This window comes from Aminobacter sp. MDW-2, from assembly GCF_014250155.1.
GTDB classification, from domain to species: Bacteria; Pseudomonadota; Alphaproteobacteria; order Rhizobiales; family Rhizobiaceae; genus Aminobacter; species Aminobacter ciceronei.
Genome location: NZ_CP060197.1, coordinates 5,402,885 through 5,422,777, shown reverse-complemented (window position 1 = coordinate 5,422,777; position 19,893 = coordinate 5,402,885). Strand labels below are relative to the sequence as shown.

Annotated in this window: 18 protein-coding genes and 1 pseudogene; 6 read left to right on the top strand and 13 right to left on the bottom strand. The window is 61.8% G+C overall.

The window, feature by feature from the left end; translation table 11 throughout:
- Positions 1–48: 48 nt before the first annotated feature.
- The 5 genes from H5P29_RS26750 (at position 49) to H5P29_RS26730 (ending at position 6,432) form a co-directional block, all read left to right on the top strand.
- Positions 49–507 carry a MarR family winged helix-turn-helix transcriptional regulator gene (locus H5P29_RS26750; protein ID WP_067965115.1) on the top strand — a complete coding sequence of 153 codons (459 nt, stop codon included), beginning with the start codon at positions 49–51 and terminating at the stop codon, positions 505–507.
- A 97-nt stretch (positions 508–604) separates the two neighbouring features.
- A complete protein-coding gene (gene guaA, locus H5P29_RS26745; RefSeq protein WP_067965113.1) occupies positions 605–2,167 on the top strand; it encodes a glutamine-hydrolyzing GMP synthase in 1,563 nt (520 codons plus the stop codon).
- Positions 2,168–2,460: 293 nt separating this feature from the next.
- The gene (locus tag H5P29_RS26740) at positions 2,461–3,717 is read left to right on the top strand and encodes a site-specific integrase (protein WP_067965111.1); all 1,257 of its coding nucleotides are present in this window, start codon (positions 2,461–2,463) and stop codon (positions 3,715–3,717) included.
- Between the two features lie 538 nt (positions 3,718–4,255).
- A complete protein-coding gene (locus H5P29_RS32730; RefSeq protein WP_246670774.1) occupies positions 4,256–5,077 on the top strand; it encodes a helix-turn-helix transcriptional regulator in 822 nt (273 codons plus the stop codon).
- Between the two features lie 5 nt (positions 5,078–5,082).
- On the top strand, positions 5,083–6,432 hold the full coding sequence (locus H5P29_RS26730) for a HipA domain-containing protein (protein ID WP_154385356.1): 1,350 nt from the start codon (positions 5,083–5,085) through the stop codon (positions 6,430–6,432).
- Positions 6,433–6,482: 50 nt separating this feature from the next.
- Here H5P29_RS26730 and H5P29_RS26725 read toward each other — a convergent pair whose 3' ends face one another.
- From H5P29_RS26725 to H5P29_RS26665, 13 genes and pseudogenes are all read right to left on the bottom strand, one after another.
- Positions 6,483–6,740 carry an AlpA family transcriptional regulator gene (locus H5P29_RS26725; protein ID WP_083948686.1) on the bottom strand — a complete coding sequence of 86 codons (258 nt, stop codon included), beginning with the start codon at positions 6,738–6,740 and terminating at the stop codon, positions 6,483–6,485.
- A gap of 160 nt (positions 6,741–6,900) precedes the next feature.
- On the bottom strand, positions 6,901–7,131 hold the full coding sequence (locus tag H5P29_RS26720) for a DUF2274 domain-containing protein (protein ID WP_067965108.1): 231 nt from the start codon (positions 7,129–7,131) through the stop codon (positions 6,901–6,903).
- Entirely contained in the window at positions 7,128–8,276 is a 1,149-nt protein-coding gene (locus H5P29_RS26715; protein ID WP_154385357.1) for a TrbI/VirB10 family protein, read from the bottom strand. Before H5P29_RS26715 ends, H5P29_RS26720 begins: the two co-directional genes overlap by 4 nt.
- The gene (gene trbG / locus H5P29_RS26710) at positions 8,273–9,253 is read right to left on the bottom strand and encodes a P-type conjugative transfer protein TrbG (protein WP_067965104.1); all 981 of its coding nucleotides are present in this window, start codon (positions 9,251–9,253) and stop codon (positions 8,273–8,275) included. The genes H5P29_RS26715 and trbG overlap by 4 nt, the downstream gene beginning before the upstream one ends.
- Complete coding sequence (gene trbF, locus H5P29_RS26705; RefSeq protein ID WP_154385358.1) at positions 9,250–9,939, bottom strand: conjugal transfer protein TrbF; 690 nt, start codon at positions 9,937–9,939, stop codon at positions 9,250–9,252. Before trbF ends, trbG begins: the two co-directional genes overlap by 4 nt.
- Positions 9,936–11,274: pseudogene (gene trbL, locus H5P29_RS26700) on the bottom strand (P-type conjugative transfer protein TrbL). Before trbL ends, trbF begins: the two are co-directional and overlap by 4 nt.
- Positions 11,275–11,277: 3 nt before the next feature.
- Positions 11,278–11,565: a putative entry exclusion protein TrbK-alt gene (gene trbK-alt, locus H5P29_RS26695; RefSeq protein WP_067967030.1), complete on the bottom strand. Its 288-nt coding sequence runs from the start codon at positions 11,563–11,565 to the stop codon at positions 11,278–11,280.
- Between the two features lie 19 nt (positions 11,566–11,584).
- Complete coding sequence (trbJ, locus tag H5P29_RS26690; RefSeq protein ID WP_067965099.1) at positions 11,585–12,358, bottom strand: P-type conjugative transfer protein TrbJ; 774 nt, start codon at positions 12,356–12,358, stop codon at positions 11,585–11,587.
- Positions 12,355–14,811, bottom strand: coding sequence for a conjugal transfer protein TrbE (gene trbE, locus H5P29_RS26685; protein WP_067965097.1), 2,457 nt, complete (start codon positions 14,809–14,811; stop codon positions 12,355–12,357). The genes trbJ and trbE overlap by 4 nt, the downstream gene beginning before the upstream one ends.
- Positions 14,812–14,821: 10 nt before the next feature.
- Positions 14,822–15,085, bottom strand: coding sequence for a VirB3 family type IV secretion system protein (locus H5P29_RS26680; RefSeq protein ID WP_067965095.1), 264 nt, complete (start codon positions 15,083–15,085; stop codon positions 14,822–14,824).
- Positions 15,085–15,417: a TrbC/VirB2 family protein gene (locus tag H5P29_RS26675; RefSeq protein WP_067965093.1), complete on the bottom strand. Its 333-nt coding sequence runs from the start codon at positions 15,415–15,417 to the stop codon at positions 15,085–15,087. The genes H5P29_RS26680 and H5P29_RS26675 overlap by 1 nt, the downstream gene beginning before the upstream one ends.
- On the bottom strand, positions 15,417–16,349 hold the full coding sequence (gene trbB / locus H5P29_RS26670; RefSeq protein WP_154385359.1) for a P-type conjugative transfer ATPase TrbB: 933 nt from the start codon (positions 16,347–16,349) through the stop codon (positions 15,417–15,419). The genes H5P29_RS26675 and trbB overlap by 1 nt, the downstream gene beginning before the upstream one ends.
- Before the next feature lie 387 nt (positions 16,350–16,736).
- Positions 16,737–19,070 (bottom strand): transketolase, encoded by a 2,334-nt coding sequence (locus tag H5P29_RS26665; protein ID WP_246670782.1) that lies wholly within the window; start codon positions 19,068–19,070, stop codon positions 16,737–16,739.
- 190 nt (positions 19,071–19,260) lie between these two features.
- Between H5P29_RS26665 and H5P29_RS26660 the strand changes: the two genes are divergently transcribed.
- The gene (locus tag H5P29_RS26660) at positions 19,261–19,731 is read left to right on the top strand and encodes an Lrp/AsnC family transcriptional regulator (protein ID WP_067965088.1); all 471 of its coding nucleotides are present in this window, start codon (positions 19,261–19,263) and stop codon (positions 19,729–19,731) included.
- Positions 19,732–19,893: the final 162 nt, after the last annotated feature.

The following is a 19,893-nucleotide window of genomic DNA, read 5'->3' as shown; positions in this document are numbered from 1 at the left end:
TTGCTATCCAGTTGGTCAAGGTTCTTGACGATATGCGCGATTGGAAAAATGGTCAAGCAGCTTGACGAAAATGCAGTGAAGCCGCTGCCCGACCATGTCGGCTGGCGCCTTTGGCAGGCGAGCCGCGCCTGGCAGGCCGAGTTCGCCGAGGCGATGCGCGCGGCCGGCCATGGCTGGTTCAGCGAAAGCCGCGCCGGCCTGCTCGGCCACATCGCGCGCCGCGGCACCAGGCAGGCAGCGCTCATCGAACGCGCTGGCATCTCCAAGCAGGCGGTGCAGCAACTGCTCGACGGGCTGGAGGCGGAGGGCGTCATCGAGCGCGCGCCCGATCTTGAGGACAAGCGCGGCAAGCTGGTTCTCTACACCGCAAAAGGCCTTGCCGCGCTCGACGACGGCGACGCCATCAAGCTCGACATCGAAAAGCGTTACCGGCAGCATCTGGGTGAGGGCGGCTTCGATGCCTTGATGGCAGCGTTGCGCGCCCTCGCTGAACCGCAAGCCCGATGATAGGCTCGGCGGGCTGGGCCGGGCATTGCACAGCGCACTTGTCACCCATGCAATCGAGCCCATTGCACAGACGTGATTCTTTCTTTAAACGCCCGCCATGAAGAACTCCGAGCACCCCGAAACCGTCCTCATCATCGACTTCGGCAGCCAGGTGACGCAGCTCATTGCGCGTCGCGTGCGAGAGGCCGGGGTCTATTCCGAGATCGTGCCCTTCCAGTCGGCCGCAGAAGCCTTCAAGCGGATCAACCCCAAGGCGGTGATCCTCTCGGGCAGCCCGCATTCCACCGTCGACATCGGCAGCCCGCGCGCCCCTGAAGCCGTCTTTTCGGCCGGCATCCCGGTGCTCGGCATCTGCTATGGCGAGCAGACCATGTGCGCCCAGCTCGGCGGCAAGGTCGAGGCAGGCCATCACCGCGAATTCGGCCGCGCCTTTCTTGAGATCCAGGACGACAGCCCGCTGTTCGAGGGCGTCTGGGCCAAGGGCACCCGCCATCAGGTGTGGATGAGCCACGGCGACCGCGTCACCGAGATCCCCGAGGGCTTCCGCGTCATCGGCACCTCGAATGGCGCGCCATTCGCCGCCATCGCCGATGAGAGCCGCAACTTCTATGCCGTCCAGTTCCACCCCGAGGTCGTGCACACGCCCGACGGCGCCAAGCTGCTGCGCAACTTCGTTCACAACATCGCGGGCATCGAGAGCGACTGGACCATGCACGCCTATCGCGCGCATGCCGTCGAGGCGATCCGCCAGCAGGTCGGCGACAAGAAGGTCATCTGCGCCCTTTCGGGCGGCGTCGACTCCTCGGTCGCGGCACTCTTGATCCACGAGGCCGTCGGCGACCAGCTGACCTGCATCCTTGTTGACCACGGCCTGATGCGCAAGAACGAGGCGGCCGACGTCGTCGCCATGTTCCGCGAGCACTACAATCTGCCGCTGATCCTCGTCGACGCCTCCGACCGCTTCATCTCGGCGCTCGAAGGCGAGTCCGATCCGGAAAAGAAGCGCAAGACCATCGGCCGCCTGTTCATCGAAGTGTTCGAGGAAGAGGCCAAGAAGCTCGGCGGCGCCGACTTCCTCGCCCAAGGCACGCTTTACCCCGACGTCATCGAGAGCGTCTCATTCACCGGCGGTCCCTCGGTGACCATCAAGTCGCACCACAATGTCGGTGGCCTGCCCGAGCGCATGAACATGAAGCTGGTCGAGCCGCTGCGCGAGCTGTTCAAGGACGAGGTCCGCGTGCTTGGCAAGGAACTCGGCCTGCCGGACAGCTTCATCGGCCGCCATCCGTTCCCCGGACCGGGCCTCGCCATCCGTTGCCCCGGCGGCATCAGCCGCGAGAAGCTCGAAATCCTGCGCGAGGCCGATGCGATCTATCTCGACGAGATCCGCAAGGCCGGCCTCTACGACGCGATCTGGCAGGCCTTTGCCGTGCTGCTGCCGGTCCAGACCGTCGGCGTCATGGGCGACGGTCGTACCTACGAGTTCGTCTGCGCGCTCCGCGCGGTGACCTCGGTCGACGGCATGACCGCCGACTTCTACCATTACGACATGAACTTCCTCGGCCAGGCCGCCACCCGCATCATCAACGAGGTCCGCGGCATCAACCGTGTCGTTTACGACGTCACCTCGAAGCCGCCCGGCACGATCGAGTGGGAATGATTCAGGCCCATCCGGCCGTATCCAAAAGTACGCTACGCTGCGATCTAACTGCCTGTAATAAAAGATAAATTCTGTTTAGGCCTGTCGAGGACAATCGGCAGGCAGCAGACGGACCTGTCGTGCGTTCTGACGGGCCTCCCCCATATTGCGCTCCGCGACTTTCGAAAGTACCGTCACAGGAAACGAGGGTCGTGACGGTACTTTTTGGCGAATAACTCATTGAATTAAAACAGATTTATTCGCCACGAGCCTCTGAAATACCCCTGACGGTACTTTCCGGAGGAAGTGCTCGCATGTTGACGGATGTTGCCCTTAAGTCATTGAGGCCAAAGCAAAAAATGTACAAGGTGGCGGACCGCGACGGCATGTACGTTCGCGTCATGCCTAGCGGCGCGATCTCATTTCGCCTGGATTACAGGATCAATGGTCGGCGCGAGACGGTCTATCTCGGCAGGTACGGCCGGGATGGTATTTCACTTGCCAAAGCGCGCGAGCTTTGTCTCGATGCCCGGCGGGCGGTTCGCGAGGGGCGGTCTCCTGCGCTGGAAAAGCAGCGCGATAAGCGGCGCCTGAAGGAGGCCAGGAGCTTCGGCGAGTTGGGCGTGAAGTGGCTTGAAGGAGCGCCTATGGCCGAGAGCACGCGCGCGATGCGCCGATCAATCTTCGAGCGCGATTTATTGCCTGTCTGGCGAAACCGCCTGCTCACAGAAATCACGCCTGACGATCTGCGTGCCCATTGCGCAAAGATTGTCCAGCGAGGGGCACCCGCGACCGCAATCCATGTGCGCGATATCCTGAAGCAGATTTATGGCTTTGCCATCCTGCACGGGGAGAAGGTCGCTAATCCCGCAGATGAAGTGGGGCCCGCGTCTATCGCGCATTTCGTGCCACGCGATCGTTCGCTGTCGCCGGCCGAAATCCGTGTGATGTTGAAGACCCTGGAGAAGATCGCAACCCTTCCGACCATTCGGTTGGGAATGAAGCTCTTTCTGTTGACCATGGTTCGAAAGAGCGAGCTTCAGGATGCGACCTGGGATGAGGTGGATTTCGGAAACGCAGTCTGGTCGATCCCGAAGGAGCGCATGAAGCGGTCCAAGGCGCACAATGTGTATCTGTCGCGTCAGATGCTCGACATCTTCATCGCGCTGAAGACCTGCGCCGGTAACTCTCGTTACGTGCTGCCTTCACGCTATGATGCCGATGCGCCAATGTCGCGGGCCACATTTAATCGGGTCACCTACCTTGTCGTCGAGCAGGCGAAGAAGGACGGTCTGCCCCTTGAGGCCTTCACCGTGCACGATCTGAGGCGGACGGGGTCGACGCTACTCAATGAACTGGGCTTCAACAGCGATTGGATCGAAAAATGCCTCGCACATGAAGATGGTCGCTCGTCACGAGGCGTCTACAATAAGGCCGAGTACGAACTGCAGCGCCGCCATATGATGCAGGAATGGTCTGATATGGTGGACGCCTGGATCGAAGGTCGGCGACATGCGGTTGTTCTCATCCCGCCCTCGCTGCCGATCTTTGAGCCTGATCCATCTCTTTGAACGCGCGGTGATCGGCGCCTATCGCCGGCACCGATGCACCAGATGCAGCAAATGCGCCGAAGTCTCGTGCCGACAGTTCCGGCAGCTCTGTGCAGGCGAAAGATTGACGGTCTCTTGCTTAAGAATGGACGTAATCTCGCTTTAAATTGGCCGGATACAAAGGACCGCGATGAAGTCGACGTGATTATCGAAGATCGGCGTGGCCGTTGGCATTCAAGGCGTTGGCAACGATAAAGCGGATGACTTTCGGGGGGCGACAGCTTCAGGAGGCGCCGCTCTCGCTGCTCTGGTCCACGTGAAGGGCCCGCTTTTCCCCGCGGAAAGCCACTAGACAGCAACACCGTAAGCCCTGGGTGCGGTCTTATGCGCGCCTTCAGAGTGTCCTGCTCCCGAGCGGTAGCGGTGTGGTTTCAAGTGAACGTTTTTCGTCCAACTGATCCCGTTCGGGAGCTGATTTCGATCTATGATACCGATCGGGATCAGCCTCCCCTTGAAACATCGATGGCATGTCGCTATGTTCCCGATCGGGAGCAAACATATGGCGAGTAAGAAACCTCAATCCACTCTGAGTGACAAAAGCGCTACGGAGCTTGCGAAGCTTGCTGGGCAGGTTGTCTCTCAAGACCTGGCGAAGCACGCTGCCGATATCAACGCGCCATTTCTAAGCGCGACAGATCTCGTCAAGGCGTTTTCGCGATTGGGGATTGCCAGCGACTTTGACAAGCATTTGCCAACTCTACCGCCCAAGATCGACCTCCAGATCCCGGATTTGCTGGAACCAGTTCAGGTCACGCTGCCACGCCCGTTTCCTGAGTCAACTAAAGACCTGGCGAAACACCTTGCTGATTTCACCGTTCCCAAAGATGCGCTCACAAACCTCGGGGAGGGATTGTTGCCATCGGACCATGGCCTCAAACTAAACGCAACAGATCTCGCCAAGGCGCTCTTGCAGTCTGAGGGTGCAGATACCCTGTTTGGGGGGGGCTCCGAAGTGGCGCCGAAGATCGACCTTCAGCTTCCGGACATGCCGCAAGGTGTACGGGTCTCCCTGCCGCATTCGGTTCAGGATTCGTATAAACAGCAGAATAGGGCGACGGTAGACGATAATGCGATCGCGTCGCGGGCTATTCGTGACACGGAAGCGGAAGGGTTGGAGGTGGTCTCTCCTTCAGATCTCGGACTGCTGGTGCGTCGCGCACGCGAAACCCGCCATCTATCGCAGCAGAGCTTCGCTGACCTGGCGGGTGTCGGGCGCAGGTTTCTGTCCGAGCTGGAAAACGGCAAGCCGACTCTCGAACTGGGCAAAGTTCTGAAGGTCGCCCGCACGGCCGGCATATCGCTCTTTGCTCGGCAGAGGTGACTGACGTGGATCTTCTTGCCCTTGATGTAAGGCTGGATGGTTTTGATGATCCTGTTGGCGTCTTCGTACGTGACGAAAGGGGTGCCGTCGCTTTCGGATACAACAGACGCTATCTCGCGAACCCCGATGCCGCCCCCTTATCTTTGTCTCTTCCGCTCGTTGGGGGGCCTTACCCCGATGTTGCCGCGCGGGCCTTTTTCGACAATCTCCTTCAGGAGCGAGACGGCGCGCTAACGGAAGTGATGGAGCGAGAGGGGCTTGCCCGAGACGACATCGCTGGCCTGCTGTTTCATCTCGGGAAGGACTGTGCAGGGGCTCTCTCTGTCCTCCCAATGGGATCGCCGCCTGCCAAGGTTCCGGGCGACTACGAACGGGACTATGTCCCTATACCACCAGACCGGCTCGCTGCGATTGTCGAGGCACTCCACAATCGCACGCGTTTGCCCACCGGAATGGAGGATCCATCTCCGCTGGCTGGTGTGCAAAGCAAGATCGCATTGACAGTTCTTCCGGACGGAAGGTTTGCCGAACCGAACCCGGGATCAGGTGCGCCAACAACGCACATTCTGAAGGTGCCGGATCAGGGGCATAAGCGTGATGCGCGGTATGAGGCAGAGGCGATGGATCTGTCGCGGAAATTGGGTATGGAGACGGCGGAAGCTACAGCGCTTCCGGTTGGGGGAATCGAAGCCCTTCTCGTCACCCGTTTCGACCGCGGGCGAGATAGGCTGGGCAGGGTCGTACGCCTGCATCAAGAGGATTTCGCCCAGGCTCTCGGGCTGCCTGCCTCGATGAAGTATGAGCGGCGAGGGAGGGAAGGCCGTCGTTTTGATGTTTCCGGCATTCGCAAGATACTTGAACAGACCGTTGACCCTGCCCGGGCCAAGGAAGCCTTCATTCAAGCCACGATATTTGATCTCTTGGTGGGTAATGCCGATGGCCATGCCAAGAATTTCGCTCTCCTTTACGAGCCGGGCGGCCGTGTCCGCCTGGCGCCGCGCTACGACATTCTGCCCACGCGACTGGACGACAGCCTGACTGACGAACTGCCTTACAGCATCGGTGAGGCAAAGACGCTCGACGAAGTTACGCCGAGCGCGCTCGACGCGTTTTTCCAAGCGCTAGGGATCGAAAACGCTGCGGGACGGAGGCGCCTGGCTCAGCGATACGCGAGAGATATTGCGTTTGCGCTGGCCAGCCATCTGAAGGCTCTCGAAAAAAATGAGAAGCGCTTCGCAGACTTGATTGCGTCCAACATCAGAGCTTTGCTCGGCGCTTTGGAGATAGAAATACCCGACGCGGCCAGGGAGCGGGATGCGTTTATCAGCAAGGCTGGTGGATGGCACATGAGTTGACGAGGACCGGGCCTGCGCCCCAGGCGATTGTGTCAACGAGCCTGCTCTGTCTATTTTGACGATCTAGGTCGCCGTTTGCTGAGGTCCGGCGCTGGTGTGCGCTGGATTGGAGTGGCTCTACGGGCTGCGAGCCAGGTGTGAACCTCACTGAGATCCCAGACCACGCATCTCGGTGTGAGGGCGAAGCGGCGGGGGAATTGCCCTCGCTGCTCCATTTCGTAGATGGTGCTGTCGGCCAGCGGTATGATCTGCCGCAGCTCCTTGCGTCGAATCGTCCGCTTGATCGCGAAATCCCTCTCCTGGGCCATCGATCTCTCCTTCGATTTTTCGTTGGAGGTGACTGAAGGCGATTGTGATCGAGAGGAGAAGGACCAAAATCAATGCGTCGTACAGGCGGCGGGAATCTCGCACATACAGGACTAGGTGGCGTCTCCGGACTGGAACAGCCGTCAACAGGCTGCGCCTGCGCTACGGATTCAGATGAGGCGTCCGCCGAGCCTTCGCAAACCCGCGATCTGTCGCGATAAAGCGCTGGAGCATCGGTACGATCAGACGGATGGGCTCGGTTGCCGACTGACCGCTCTCGCGGCTGAGGATGTCGGCATAAGTCTTGAGATCGCGATGCAGCGACGCTGGAAGCTCCAACGTTACCTTGACGGGCCTGTCGTCGGCGATGGGGTGTAGTTTCAGCTTGGTCATTGCGTTGCTCCATAGGGCTCCAGCACGAGATCACGCGTGACGATGACGCGTACCGGGAAACCCGGCCGGATGGTCAGCGTCGGCGCGACGGTGAGCTGCCTGCGAATTATCTGTTGGCCGGCATCGTTGATCGTATCCTGCGCTCCGTCGCGAATTGCGCGCAACAGCCGGTGCTCGTCGTTGATCGCCAACTCCGCGCCGGCGGCGAGCAGCGTGGAGAGACCGGCGGCCTTGGCCAGATCCCACCAGTGATAGTCCACCCCATCCTCGAGGCCGGCATAGCCTTGCGTATCGGCGCCCGGCAGACGCTCGAGAACTATGGAACGGCCACTCGGAAAAATGAGCCGGTTCCAGACAAGAAGTGCGCGGCGCTGACCGAATTGGACGTTGCTGTCATACTGCCCGATGATCCGGGTGCCCTGCGGCACGAGCAGGGCGCGGCCGGTTGGGCTGTCGTAAACGTTCTCCGTCACCTGCGCGGTGACCTGTCCAGGCAGATCGGACCTGATGCCAGTTATGAGTGCGGCCGGGATGACAGCGCCAGCCTGGAGGACGAAGGGCGATGCCGGTGGCATGACGCGGTCGCGCGCCACTGTATTTCTGTCGGCGGCGGCGTTGAGGAAAGCCAGTTGTTTGTCTTGCATGGTCTGTTGCCCAAGCTGGCCGCTCAGATCAAGGCCCGGAAAAGCCGCTTCCTGTTCGCCTCTCCCGACCGTCCCGGCTGATCCTCCCCGTGATTGGAAAAAGACTGTGCTCGTCCGTGCGGCCTCTTCCTCGGCGCGCCGGCGCTGTTCCGCCTCATCGACAGGCGGTGCCATGATCGTGGGTGGTACCACGGGCTGCCCCCTGTTCTGTGCATCGAGGATAGGCCGGCCGAGATCGCCGGGTAGCGCCGGCCCGAGGATCGGGCCGGCATAGTCGCGCGGCAAGCCGGCGAGACCGTCGGCGGGTTGCCGATTGGCGGTCGAGTAGAGCTCTTGGTCGTCGGCGCCGGGCACGCGCGTCTGAAGCGCATAAATCAGTGCACCGCCGATGCCGAGCAAGGCGACGACGCCGACGCCGACGATGACCTTTGGCGACAGGCGGGTGATGCGCGGTGTTTCGGCGCGAAGGCGCATCGGAGCGACATTGTCTGTCTCACTCATGACGAGGGCCTTCCATCAGTGCGCACAATCCTTACGGTCTGCTGCCGATCCCCGCCGCCAAGACGAAGTTCGGCTGCGCCGAACAGGCGATCGACGATCAGGACGTGTTGGTAGATGCGGCTGTTGGCGATCTGGGCTTCGCCGTCCGGCCCGATGATCAACAGTGGCGGCATCTCGCCCTGCACGATGCCGCGTGGAAACTCGACAAAGACGCGCCGGCCGTCATCATAGACAGCGACAGGCCGCCAAGGTGGATTGTCGCCCTTAAGCCCGTAGCGATAGTTCCGCGCTGCGACAGCCGGAATGAGTGGTGTTGCCGGAATGGCTTGGCGCTGTCCGGCTGGCTGCTTTGGATAGGCCCAGGCCACCGCCGGCATATATGGCTTTTCGCCGGAACGCAGCTCGATCATGTAGGTGCGCCGGTCGGTGGTGATGACCAGGTTGGTCGAGATGTCGGCGCGTGTAGGCTTTACCAGCACATGTGTACGCCGGGTGATCCCGCTACCGCTCTCGGTGTCTCCGATGATCCAGCGAGCGGTGTCACCGGCGGCGATCGGGCCTGCGCCGGTCAGACTCTCGCCGAGTTCGAGCGCGATGTTGGTGATCTGCCCGGGCGCGGCATAGACCTGGTAGAGGGCGCCTTCGCTCCAGGGATAGATCTGGATGGCATTGTAATAGCCTTCGCGGCGTGGCTGGACGCGCGCGGCGGCATTGGCATTCTCGACACGCGCTGTCGGGGTCAAGGCGGCACTACCGCCACGTGCCGGGGTCCAGGCAGGCGGGATATGGAGAGCCTTCTGTTTGACATCTGCCGCAGCCATGGGGATCGCAGGGAGGGGCGGCACGTCGGCGTCGTAGCTGATCACAGGCGGTTTGCTGGTGGCGCAGCCCGCGAGCATGGCGGAAAGCAAAAGGACTGGAGTTACGGATTTGCGGAAGGACGGGTTGCCGCCTCTGCGGATCGTCGGCCGGTTCATTGGCTCATCTCCTGTGACCAGTTGATGGCATTGACATAGATGCCGAGCGGATTGGCGCGGAGCCTTTCGGCATCGCGTGGCGGCTGGATCACGTTGGTCAGGATTGCAGTCCAGCGCTGGGTCGTGGAGAGCTTCCCGCTCTCGTAATGGCGTTCGGTCCAGGCGACGCGGAACGAATCTGGCGAGGCGCGGATCACCGAGGAGACTTCAACCGCGATTTGTTGCTTGCCGACCTTGGTGAATGGGTCGTTGGTGCGAGCATAGTCGTTGAGCGCCGCAGCACCGCGATCCGTGGTCCAGTCATAGGCACGCAGCCAATTCTGGCGGACGATGATCGGGTCCGCCGGGATCGAGCGGACCTGTTCGATGAAGCGGGCGAGATGCCATGCGATCTGCGGATCGGTTGGCCGATAGTCGGCGCTTGCCGGCACGACAGCTTGCGCCTGACCGAGATTGTCGACTTGCACGATCCAGGGCACGACGGTCCCGCGCGTCGACTGCCAGACGAGTGCCGCGGCGAACACGCCGGAAAGGATCAACGATCCAAACGCCATGTAGCGCCAATTCTTGGCCTGAACGCGGGCCGAGCCGATGCGTTCGTCCCAGACCTGCGCGGCCTTTTGATAGGGGGTCTCGGGTTGAGGTGTCTTGCCGTAATGCGCGGCGGGTCGCCTGAAGAGGTTCATGAACGATCACTTGTCTGAAGGTTGACGGAAGAGGCGGAGGCATGGCTGTCGCCGGAGCGGATGGCGTGGGCGGTTGTCTGGACAGCATGGCTCATGTGGCCGGACCGACGCATACGCTGCGCCCAGCCGGGCGCATGGATGGTGGAAGCTGGCGCAGCCTCAGCCGTGCCTCCGACCGAGCCCATGGTCGAGGAGCCGCCGGTCGCGCTGAAGCCGGCCTTGACGCCGTCGGCGAAGCTTGACCTGACGCTAGCGGCAGCCCTGCGAAGCGGCGATGTCGCCGCGTTGCCTGCGACATGTGCAACGCCCCCCAGTCCGGAGGCGCTACCGGCCGCGCCGGACTGACCGAGGGAGGCGAGCGAATAGGCAGATGACGCCGCGCCAGAAGCGAGTGCACCGCCACGGACGGCTGCCGCGCCAGCCGAGACGGCGGCAGCGCCGCCCCTTGGCCGCAAGACCAGCAGCACCAGCAGCGGCCAGCGTCATACCACCTGCCGCAAGACCCGTGCCCACCGCCGCTCCGGCGCCAAGCTGGGGTCCACCGCTGACAAGCCCCGACGCAATGCCGGGACCGAAGATGCCGAGACCCAGCAGCGACAGGGCAGCGAGCACGACAGCCATCGCGTCGTCGATGCTCGGGGTCTGGCCGCCGAAACCTTGCGTGAACTGGCTGAACAATGTCGAGCCGATGCCGATGATCACGGCGAGCACCAGCACCTTGATGCCGGAGGAGACAACGTTTCCGAGCACACGTTCGGCCATGAAGGCCGTCTTGCCGAACAGTCCGAAGGGGATCAGCACGAAGCCGGCCAAGGTGGTCAGCTTGAATTCTATCAGTGTGACGAAGAGCTGAATCGCCAGAATGAAGAAGGCGAGGATGACGAGCGCCCAGGCGAAGAGCAGGCAGGCGATCTGGATGAAGTTCTCGAAGAATGCCACCCATCCCATCAAGTCGGAGATGGACGCAAGCAGCGTCCTGGCTGCATCGAGGCCGGTTTGTGCCACCTTGCCGGGGCGCATCAGGTCCGCCGTCGAGAACCCCGTGCCGGAGCCCTTGAGGCCGAGGCCCGCGAAACTGTCGAAGACGATGTTTGCGAGATTGTTCCAGTTGGAGATGAGATAGGCGAAGACGCCGACAAACAGTGTCTTCTTGACCAGCCGCGCCATGATGTCGTCGTCAGCGCCCCAGCTCCAGAACAGAGCTGCCAGCGTCACGTCAATGACGATCAGCGTGGTGGCGATGAAGGCGACTTCTCCGCCCAAAAGGCCAAACCCACTGTCGATGTAACGGGCGAAGACTCCGAGGAAGTTGTCGATAACGCCGGCGCCTCCCATGCTTCACCGCTCTTCCTGAATTCGCGGAGCAGGAGGCACGGGCGTGCGACCAAGGAACAGGTCGCGTGTTTCTGCCCAAACGCGCAGGCATTCGACGTCTTCAGCCGCCTTCAGTCCAAGCTGCTGGCACCGGCGCTGTCTCTCGTGCAGTTGATTGGCCTCGGGCCGTAGAACCAGCACCGGCGCCGTCGCGGGCACTGGTTGCTTCCGGGTCAGTTCAATCGCTGTCGCCGTGACGGCGACAGCGACGAACACGACTGCGCCGAGGCGCGCAAGCATCTTGCCATCCATCGATGTTCTCCTCTGGCCGTCAGTTGCCATTGTTGAACATGCGGGCATTGCCGGGCTCATAGCCGGAACCCGGGGTCAGGAAGCGGCGGCGCTGCTCCCGGCCCTGTTCGGCAGCGGCTGCACGTTCGGCGTCGGTGAGTGCCTGCGCCCGGCCATTGGCAGCGATGACTGCAGTGAGATCGGCGAGTTGCTGAGCCTGGAGCGCCAGTAGCTGGTTGCCGGCTTGTGTTGCCTGAAGCGCGCCGGCGGCATTCTGGCTCTGGCCGATCAGAGCCGACATCTGGGCACGATTGGTCTCGATGTTTTCCACGGCACCTGCCTGCACTCGCATGGCGTCCTGCAAGCCACCCACGGTGTTTTTCCAGCGTGTCCGCGCGTTGGCGACGAGCTCTTGATCGGAGGCCGACAAGGAGACGCTGCCATATTTCTGTTCGAACATCTGGTCGATCTGCTGCACGTCAAAGGCGATGTTCTGCGCCTGGCTGAGAAGCTGCTGCGTCTTCTGGACCGACTGCTGAAGCTGCTGGAGAGACGAGTACGGTAGGCTCGCCAGGTTCCTCGCCTGGTTGATGAGCATCTGCGCTTCATTCTGGAGACTTTTGATCTGGTTGTTGATCTGCTCAAGCGTGCGGGCAGCGGTGAGCACGTTCTGTGCGTAGTTGGTCGGATCGTAGACAATCCGACCAAAGAAGGCGTGCGCCGGGCTCGTCAGCGCGGGCGAAAGCGCTCCGGTCACAGAAAGAACCGTTGCCGCAATCAAGGCGGCGCGAAGCGTTGAGGGTTGGGTGGTCATGGCGTGGGTTCCTTCTCATACTGGGGGACGAGATTGGTGAGGTTGGGGATGAGGTCGACCGCCCAATCGACGCCGCGGGCGCGCAGCCAGGCGGCGAGGAAGCCGTCGCGGCCATGTTCACCGAGGATCTGCGCAATCAGCGTCTGGTCGGTTTTTGAGGATGCGGCGCAAAGCGCGAGAGCGACCTCGGAAAGCCCGAGTTCAAAGAGCCGGTTGCCCTGCCTAGACTGGCAATAGTAGTCGCGCTTAGGCGTCGCGCGCGCTAGGATCTCGATCTGGCGATCGTTGAGGCCGAAACGTCGGTAGATAGCGGTGATCTGCGGTTCGATTGCGCGTTCGTTCGGCAGCAAGAACCGGGTCTGGCAGCTCTCGATGATAGCGGGCGCGATCGCGGAGCGGTCGATGTCGGACAGCGATTGCGTGGCGAAGACGACGCTGGCGTTCTTTTTGCGCAACGTCTTCAGCCACTCCCGGATCTGGCCGGAGAAGCCATCGTCGTCGAGTGCGAGCCAACCCTCGTCGATGATGATGAGCGTAGGCGACCCGTCGAGCCGGTCCTCGATGCGGTGAAAGAGATAAGAAAGCACCGCAGGCGCGGCAGCCGTACCGACCAGCCCCTCGGTTTCGAAGGCCTGGATAGATGTCTCGCCGATCCGCTCGAACTCGGCGTCAAGTAGCCGGCCATAAGGACCTCCGACGCAGTAGGGGCGTAGTGCCTGTTTCAGGTCATTTGACTGGAGCAGGACGTTGAGGCCGGTGATTGTGCGCTCGTGGACCGGAGCACTGGCGAGAGAGGTCAGTGCCGACCACAGATGCTCCTTGATCTCTGGCGTGATCGTGACGCTTTCACGTACCAGGATCGAGACAATCCAGTCAGCTGCCCAGGCACGCTCCGGTACGTGATGGATGCGCGCGAGTGGCTGGAGTTGTACCGGCTCGCCAGTATCACCAGTCAGGTCGCCACCAAGATCGTGCCAGTCGCCGCCCATGGCGAGCGTAGCGGCGCGGATCGAGCCGCCGAAATCGAAGGCGAAGACCTGCGAATGGCGATAGCGGCGGAACTGCAGTGCCATCAGGGCGAGCAGCACTGATTTGCCAGCACCTGTTGGGCCTACGATCAGCGTGTGACCGACATCGCCGACATGAAGGCAAAAACGGAACGGGGTTGAGCCTTCGGTCTTACCGTATAGCAGAGGGGGCGCTGCGAAATGCTCATCTTTTTGTGGTCCTGCCCAAACAGCCGAAAGCGGGATCATGTGGGCTAGATTGACCGTGGAGAGCGGCGGTTGCCGCACATTGGCGTAGACGTGACCGGGCAACGAACCTAGCCAGGCGTCGACGGCATTTATGGTCTCGGGCGTGCATGTGAAGTCGCGCCCCTGGATGACCTTCTCGGCGAGCCGCAGCTTTTCGTCGGCGACACGCGGATCGGCATCCCAGACGGTGAGCGTCGCAGTGACATAAGCCTGTGCGGCATAGTCGGCGCCCAGTTCCTGCAGGGCGAGATCGGCGTCGGCAGCCTTGTTGGCCGCGTCTGTGTCGACCAAAGCAGCAGCCTCGTTGGTCATCACCTCCTTGAGGATTGCTGCGATCGACTTGCGCTTGGCGAACCATTGCCGCCTGATCTTGGTCAGCAGCTTCGTCGCGTCAGCCTTGTCGAGGAGGATTGCGCGGGTCGACCAACGATAGGGGAATGCGAGACGATTGAGCTCGTCGAGGATTCCAGGCGTGGTCGCGGTCGGAAAGCCGACGATGGTGAGAATACGAAGATGTTGGTCGCCAAGACGTGGCTCGAGCCCGCCAGCGAGGGGCCGGTCCGCGAGCAGCGCGTCAAGATGCATCGGCGTCTCGGGAACGCGCACTCGATGACGTTCGGTCGAAATGCAGGCATGGAGATAAGACAGAGTCTCGACATCGTCGAGCCATGCGCAATCCGGCATGAAACCTTCGACGAGTTGCAGCACACGGTCGGTGCGGTCGATGAAGCCGGCGACGATCTCGTGCGGATCGACGCCGCTTTCGGCTTTGCCTTCATAGAGCCAGCTTTCCGCGCGCGCGGTGTCCTCGGCTGGGGGCAGATAAGTGAAGGTCAGGAAATAGCAGGACTCGTAGTGGGCTCCGGCCTCTTCGAAGCCGGCCTTGCGTTCGGCATCGACCAGGGCGGAGGCGGGGTCTGCGAATGTGCTTTCCGGATAGGCACCGGCTGCATGACGCTGGGCTTCGACGAAGATCGCCCAGCCCGAGCCGAGGCGGCGGAAAGCGTTGTTAAGACGGCTTGCGATGCTGACCAACTCAGCTGCGACCGAACTGTCGAGATCCGGGCCGCGGAATCGGGCGCTGCGCTGGAGACTGCCATCCTTGTTGAGGACAACGCCCTCGCGCACGAGCGCTGCCCAGGGCAGGAAGTCCGAGAGGCGGGCATTTCGGTTTCGGTATTCGGCAAGGTTCATCATGGCGATTACCTCACGCCCTGAGGTGGCCGGGGATGCGCAGATGCCTGCGCACAACCTCGGCGAACATCGGATCTCGCTTGGCGGCCCAGGCGGCAGCAAGGTGCCCGATCAACCCCAGCGCGATCCCAATGATCCAGAGCCGCAGGCCGAGCCCGAGGGCCGCAGCCAATGTGGCGTTCAGGATGGCGATCGAGCGTGGGGCGCCGCCGAGCAGGATGTGTTCCGTGAGCGCCCGATGAACAGGTGCGCTGAAGCCTGGGACTGGTTCCTCCATCAGACAAGCGCTCCGCCGCCGAAGCTAAAGAAGCTGAGGAAGAAGCTCGATGCGGCGAAGGCGATCGAGAGGCCGAAGACGATCTGGATCAGACGTCGGAAGCCGCCCGAGGTGTCGCCGAAAGCGAGCGTCAGACCGGTCACGATGATGATGATCACGGCGATGATCTTGGCGACCGGGCCCTCGATTGACTGCAGGATCTGCTGCAGTGGCTGTTCCCAGGGCATGGACGAGCCCGCGGCGTGTGCGACAGGGGCGACCGCGAGTGCGAGGGCGGTGACCGAGCAAAATGCCGCGATACGGCGTCCGGCTTGGGAAAAGGGTGGGGTCATCAGGAGGTTCCTTCGTTGTTGGAGTTGATGGGGGCGATGCGATAGTCGCCGCCGGGGTCGAGCCCCTCGACGCGAGCAAGTTCAGCAAGTCGTCGGGCGGAACCGCGCCCGGAAAGGACCGCGACGAGGTCGATGGTTTCCGCGATCAGTGCGCGCGGGACGGTGACGACGGCTTCCTGAATGAGCTGCTCGAGGCGCCGCAGGGCGCCGATTCCAGTGCCGGCATGGAGGGTGCCGATGCCGCCGGGATGGCCGGTGCCCCAGGCTTTGAGGAGATCTAGCGCTTCGGAGCCGCGCACTTCGCCGATTGGAATGCGGTCGGGTCGCAGGCGAAGCGACGATCGAACGAGATCGGATAGGGAGATCACGCCTTCTTTGGTACGAAGGGCCACGAGATTGGGCGCGGCGCATTGCAGTTCGCGCGTGTCCTCGATCAGGACGACGCGATCTGAGGTCTTGGCGACTTCCGCAAGAAGGGCATTGGTGAGCGTGGTCTTGCCAGTCGACGTGCCACCAGCAACCAGAATGTTGGCGCGCGCCGCAACTGCCTGACGCAGCGCAGTCGCCTGCTGCGCGGTCATGACGCCGGCTGCAACATAGTCGTCGAGGGTGAAGACGGCGACAGCCGGCTTTCGGATCGCGAAGGCGGGTGCTGCGACGACAGGCGGCAGAAGCCCTTCGAACCTCTCTCCCGTTTCGGGCAACTCCGCCGAAACACGCGGATTGCCGGAATGTACTTCGGCGCCGACATGGTGGGCGACGAGGCGAATGATGCGTTCGCCGTCTGCGGCCAGGAGCGTGCAACCTGTATCTTCAAGCCCGCCGGAGAGGCGATCGATCCAGAGCCGCCCATCGGGGTTCAGCATCACCTCGACGATGGACGGATCTTCCAGAAACCCGGCGATCGCGGGTCCCAGTGCGGTGCGCAGCATGCGCGCACCGCGCGAGGATGCTTCTGAGTGTCGTTGAGAAGTCGCCACGTAGTCCCCGTTCTCGTTCCGGTGGCGCGCCGCGCGACCCTGATCGGGGATGATTAAGAGAGCCAGAAATCAGGCAGGTTCAACAGGTTTCAGGGGGCGTAGTAGAGTAGCGTGAAAATACAGGCGAATGGCGGGGAGCTACGTCTTATGACCAGGCATCTGGTGATCGATACCAGCATGATGCGATCTCATGACTTGCGGAAGCATCTGTCGGAAACAGAAACGACATTGCTGTTTTGGCGGATGGCACATGGGTAGCGGCCTATGAGGGAACGCTCGTCCGTCGCCTGCTCGCGGCGTATTACCATGTGCTGCCGGGCCGCCTTAGATGCGTAGAACTTACATCGCAACGACGCCGAGATGCCGTATCGGCTTGGCTCCGGAAACCGCCTCCGCTGCGCGTACAATGCCCTGCGCGTCGATGCCATAGTGCCGGTATAGATCGGCAATGGTGCCCGTCTGGCCGAAATGCTCGACGCCGAGCGGCCGAATGCGGTGGCCATGGACAGACCCGATCCACGCCAGCGTGGCGGGGTGACCATCGACCACTGTGATCAGCCTGCAGTGGGGCGGTATCTCCTCGAGCAGGCGCTCGATATGGCTTCTGGCGTGTATCAGGCCGCGTTCGCGTGCCCGCTGGGCCGCAGTCCATCCGGCGTTGAGCCGGTCGGCCGAGGTAATGGCGAGCAGGCCGACATCTCGCCTGTCTTCCCCCATCAGCCCGACCGCCTCGATCGCTTCGGGAGCGACGGCGCCCATATAGACGACCACCACCTCGGCATTGGGGCCGGGCTTGCGCATCCAGTAGCCGCCGTTGACGATCTCTTCCGAAAGTCTGGGGCCGATCTGGCGGTTCACCTGGTCGATGGATCGGGTTGAAAGCCTGAGGTAGACCGAACCGCCGACGGCATCCCTGAGCCAGGTTGCCTCGTCCGGCACGGCCTCGCCGGAGCGTTGGATGTAGTCGAAGGAGAAGCGCAGTATGGTCGCCAGTTCGTCGACAAAAGCGGGCTCGAAGGCCGCCAACCCGTCTTGCGCCATGCCGATCAGTGGGGTCGCTATCGACTGGTGAGCGCCACCTTCCGGCGCCAGCGTGACGCCGGATGGCGTCGCGGCGACAATGAAGCGGGCGTCCTGGTAGCAGGCATAATTCAGCGCATCGAGACCGCGTTCGATGAACGGGTCGTAGAGGGTTCCAACCGGCAACAGGCGCTCGCCGAAGATCGAATGCGAAAGACCCAGCGCCGACAACATGATGAACAGATTCATCTCGGCGATGCCGAGCTCGATGTGCTGGCCCTTGGGCGAGAATTCCCAGTTGAAGGTCGACGGGATGCGTTCCTTACGAAACAGGTCGGCCATTTCGTTTCGCGCGAACAGGCCGCGGCGGTTAACCCAGGCGCCGAGATTTGTAGACACAGTGACGTCGGGTGAGGTTGTGACGATGCGCCGTGCGAACTCGCTGTCCTGTTTGCCGATCTCGTGCATCAGCAGGCCAAAACCCTGCTGGGTCGAAATTTGAGGCTGGGCGGGCGCCTGCAATACCTCGGGCACGTCGATTTGCGCCGACGCATAGCGCCTCTTGCCCTTGGCTATGAAAGGCGCCTTGCGAACAAAATTGGCTACCTGCACCGCCGGTTGGACAAGGCCTTCGAATGGCTCCCATTCGTGGCCAGGCCGCACACCATGCGCGGCGCGCAGGCTGTCGACTTGCGCTGGGTTCATGAGGCCGGCGTGATTGTCCTTGTGGCCGGCGAGCGGAAGACCGAACCCCTTGATCGTATAGGCGATGAAGCAGACCGGGCGGTCATGCGTACGGGCCTTTTCGAATGCTTCTATCAGCGTCGGCAGGTCGTGGCCGCCGAGATTGGTCATCAGTTGCGACAGTTCCTCGTCACTGCGGCTCTCGATCAGCCGTGAAACCGCGCCTTGGTCACCCATATCGTCGAGCAGGCGCTTCCTCCAGGCAGCGCCGCCTTGGAACGTCAAGGCCGAATAGAGCTGGTTCGGGCAGCGGTCGATCCATTGCCGAAGGGCTTCGCCCCCTGGTTCGGCAAAAGCCTGCTCCTGCAACTGTCCGTATTTGAGCAGAACGACATCCCAACCGAAGTTTTGAAACAGGGATTCGAACCGTTCCCACAGGCCCTCGCGCACGACCGCGTCGAGGCTTTGCCTGTTGTAGTCGACGATCCACCAGGTGTTACGCAGGCCATGCTTCCACCCTTCCAGAAGCGCCTCGAAGATGTTGCCTTCGTCCATCTCGGCGTCGCCGATTAGCGCGATCATCTTTCCGTCGGGCAGCTGCTTGGCCATCCCTTTGGTGTGCAGATAGTCTTGGACCAGCGAGGCAAACAGCGTCTGCGCAACGCCGAGGCCGACCGAACCGGTCGAGAAGTCGACGTCGTCCACATCCTTGGTGCGGGATGGATAGGATTGTGCGCCCTTGTAGCCGCGAAAATTCTGCAGCTTTTCCAAGGTCTGGTTGCCAAACAGATACTGGATCGCGTGGAACACCGGACTCGCATGCGGCTTGACCGCCACCCGGTCCTCGGGCCGGAGGATTTCGAAATAAAGCGCCGTCATGATCGTCGCCAGGGACGCCGACGACGACTGGTGGCCGCCAACTTTAAGCCCATCGTCGCTGGGACGGATATGGTTGGCATTGTGGATCATCCAGGTGGCGAGCCACAGTACTTTTTTCTCCAGTGCTGCCAGCAACTCCAGTCGATCTTTTTCCACGAAATCCTCCCTCGAATTTGTGACGACCATAACTGGATGATCGCAGCGATTTCAGTCAATTTTGACTGCAGAGAGCGGAAGTATTGGCTGGTTTTGCGAAAAGTGTCCCGATATATGACGAACTATGGCAAAACCAATCATCGATGCGATCGACCGCAAAATCCTGACAATCCTGCAATCTAACGCGCATGCGACGAGCGACGAGATTAGCCGGGAAGTCGGGCTCTCCCCGTCGCCCTGCGCCCGCCGGGTTCGGAATCTGGAAGAGATGGGCGTGATCAAAAGTTACGTGGCCGTTGTCGACCAGGTGAAGGTCGGCCTGCCGATCAGCGTCTTCGCCTCGATTAAGCTGGAGCGGCAGCGGGAGGAAGAACTTGACCGGTTCGCCAGGGCCGTCCAGCGCTGGCCGGAGATCGTCGAATGCTACCTGATGACAGGTCAGCGCGACTACCTGCTTCGGATCGTCGTGAAGGACCTCGAGGCTTACGAAGCTTTCCTCAAGCGAACGCTCACCCGGCTCGAAGGCGTTGCCTCGATTGAATCGAGCTTCGCGTTGGGGCAGGTGAAGCACGCGCAGCCGCTGCCGATCGAATAACCGCCACAAGACCATCCAAGCGAACGCCCGCTCCAGCATTGCGCTTCCTGCCTTCTATCAAGTCGAGCACGGTGCGGGCGGCCTCGGGTACATTGGTGCCTGGCCCGGACATTGCCGAGACGCGACCGATACTCGCTGGATTTTCTCCGCGAAATCCGAGTG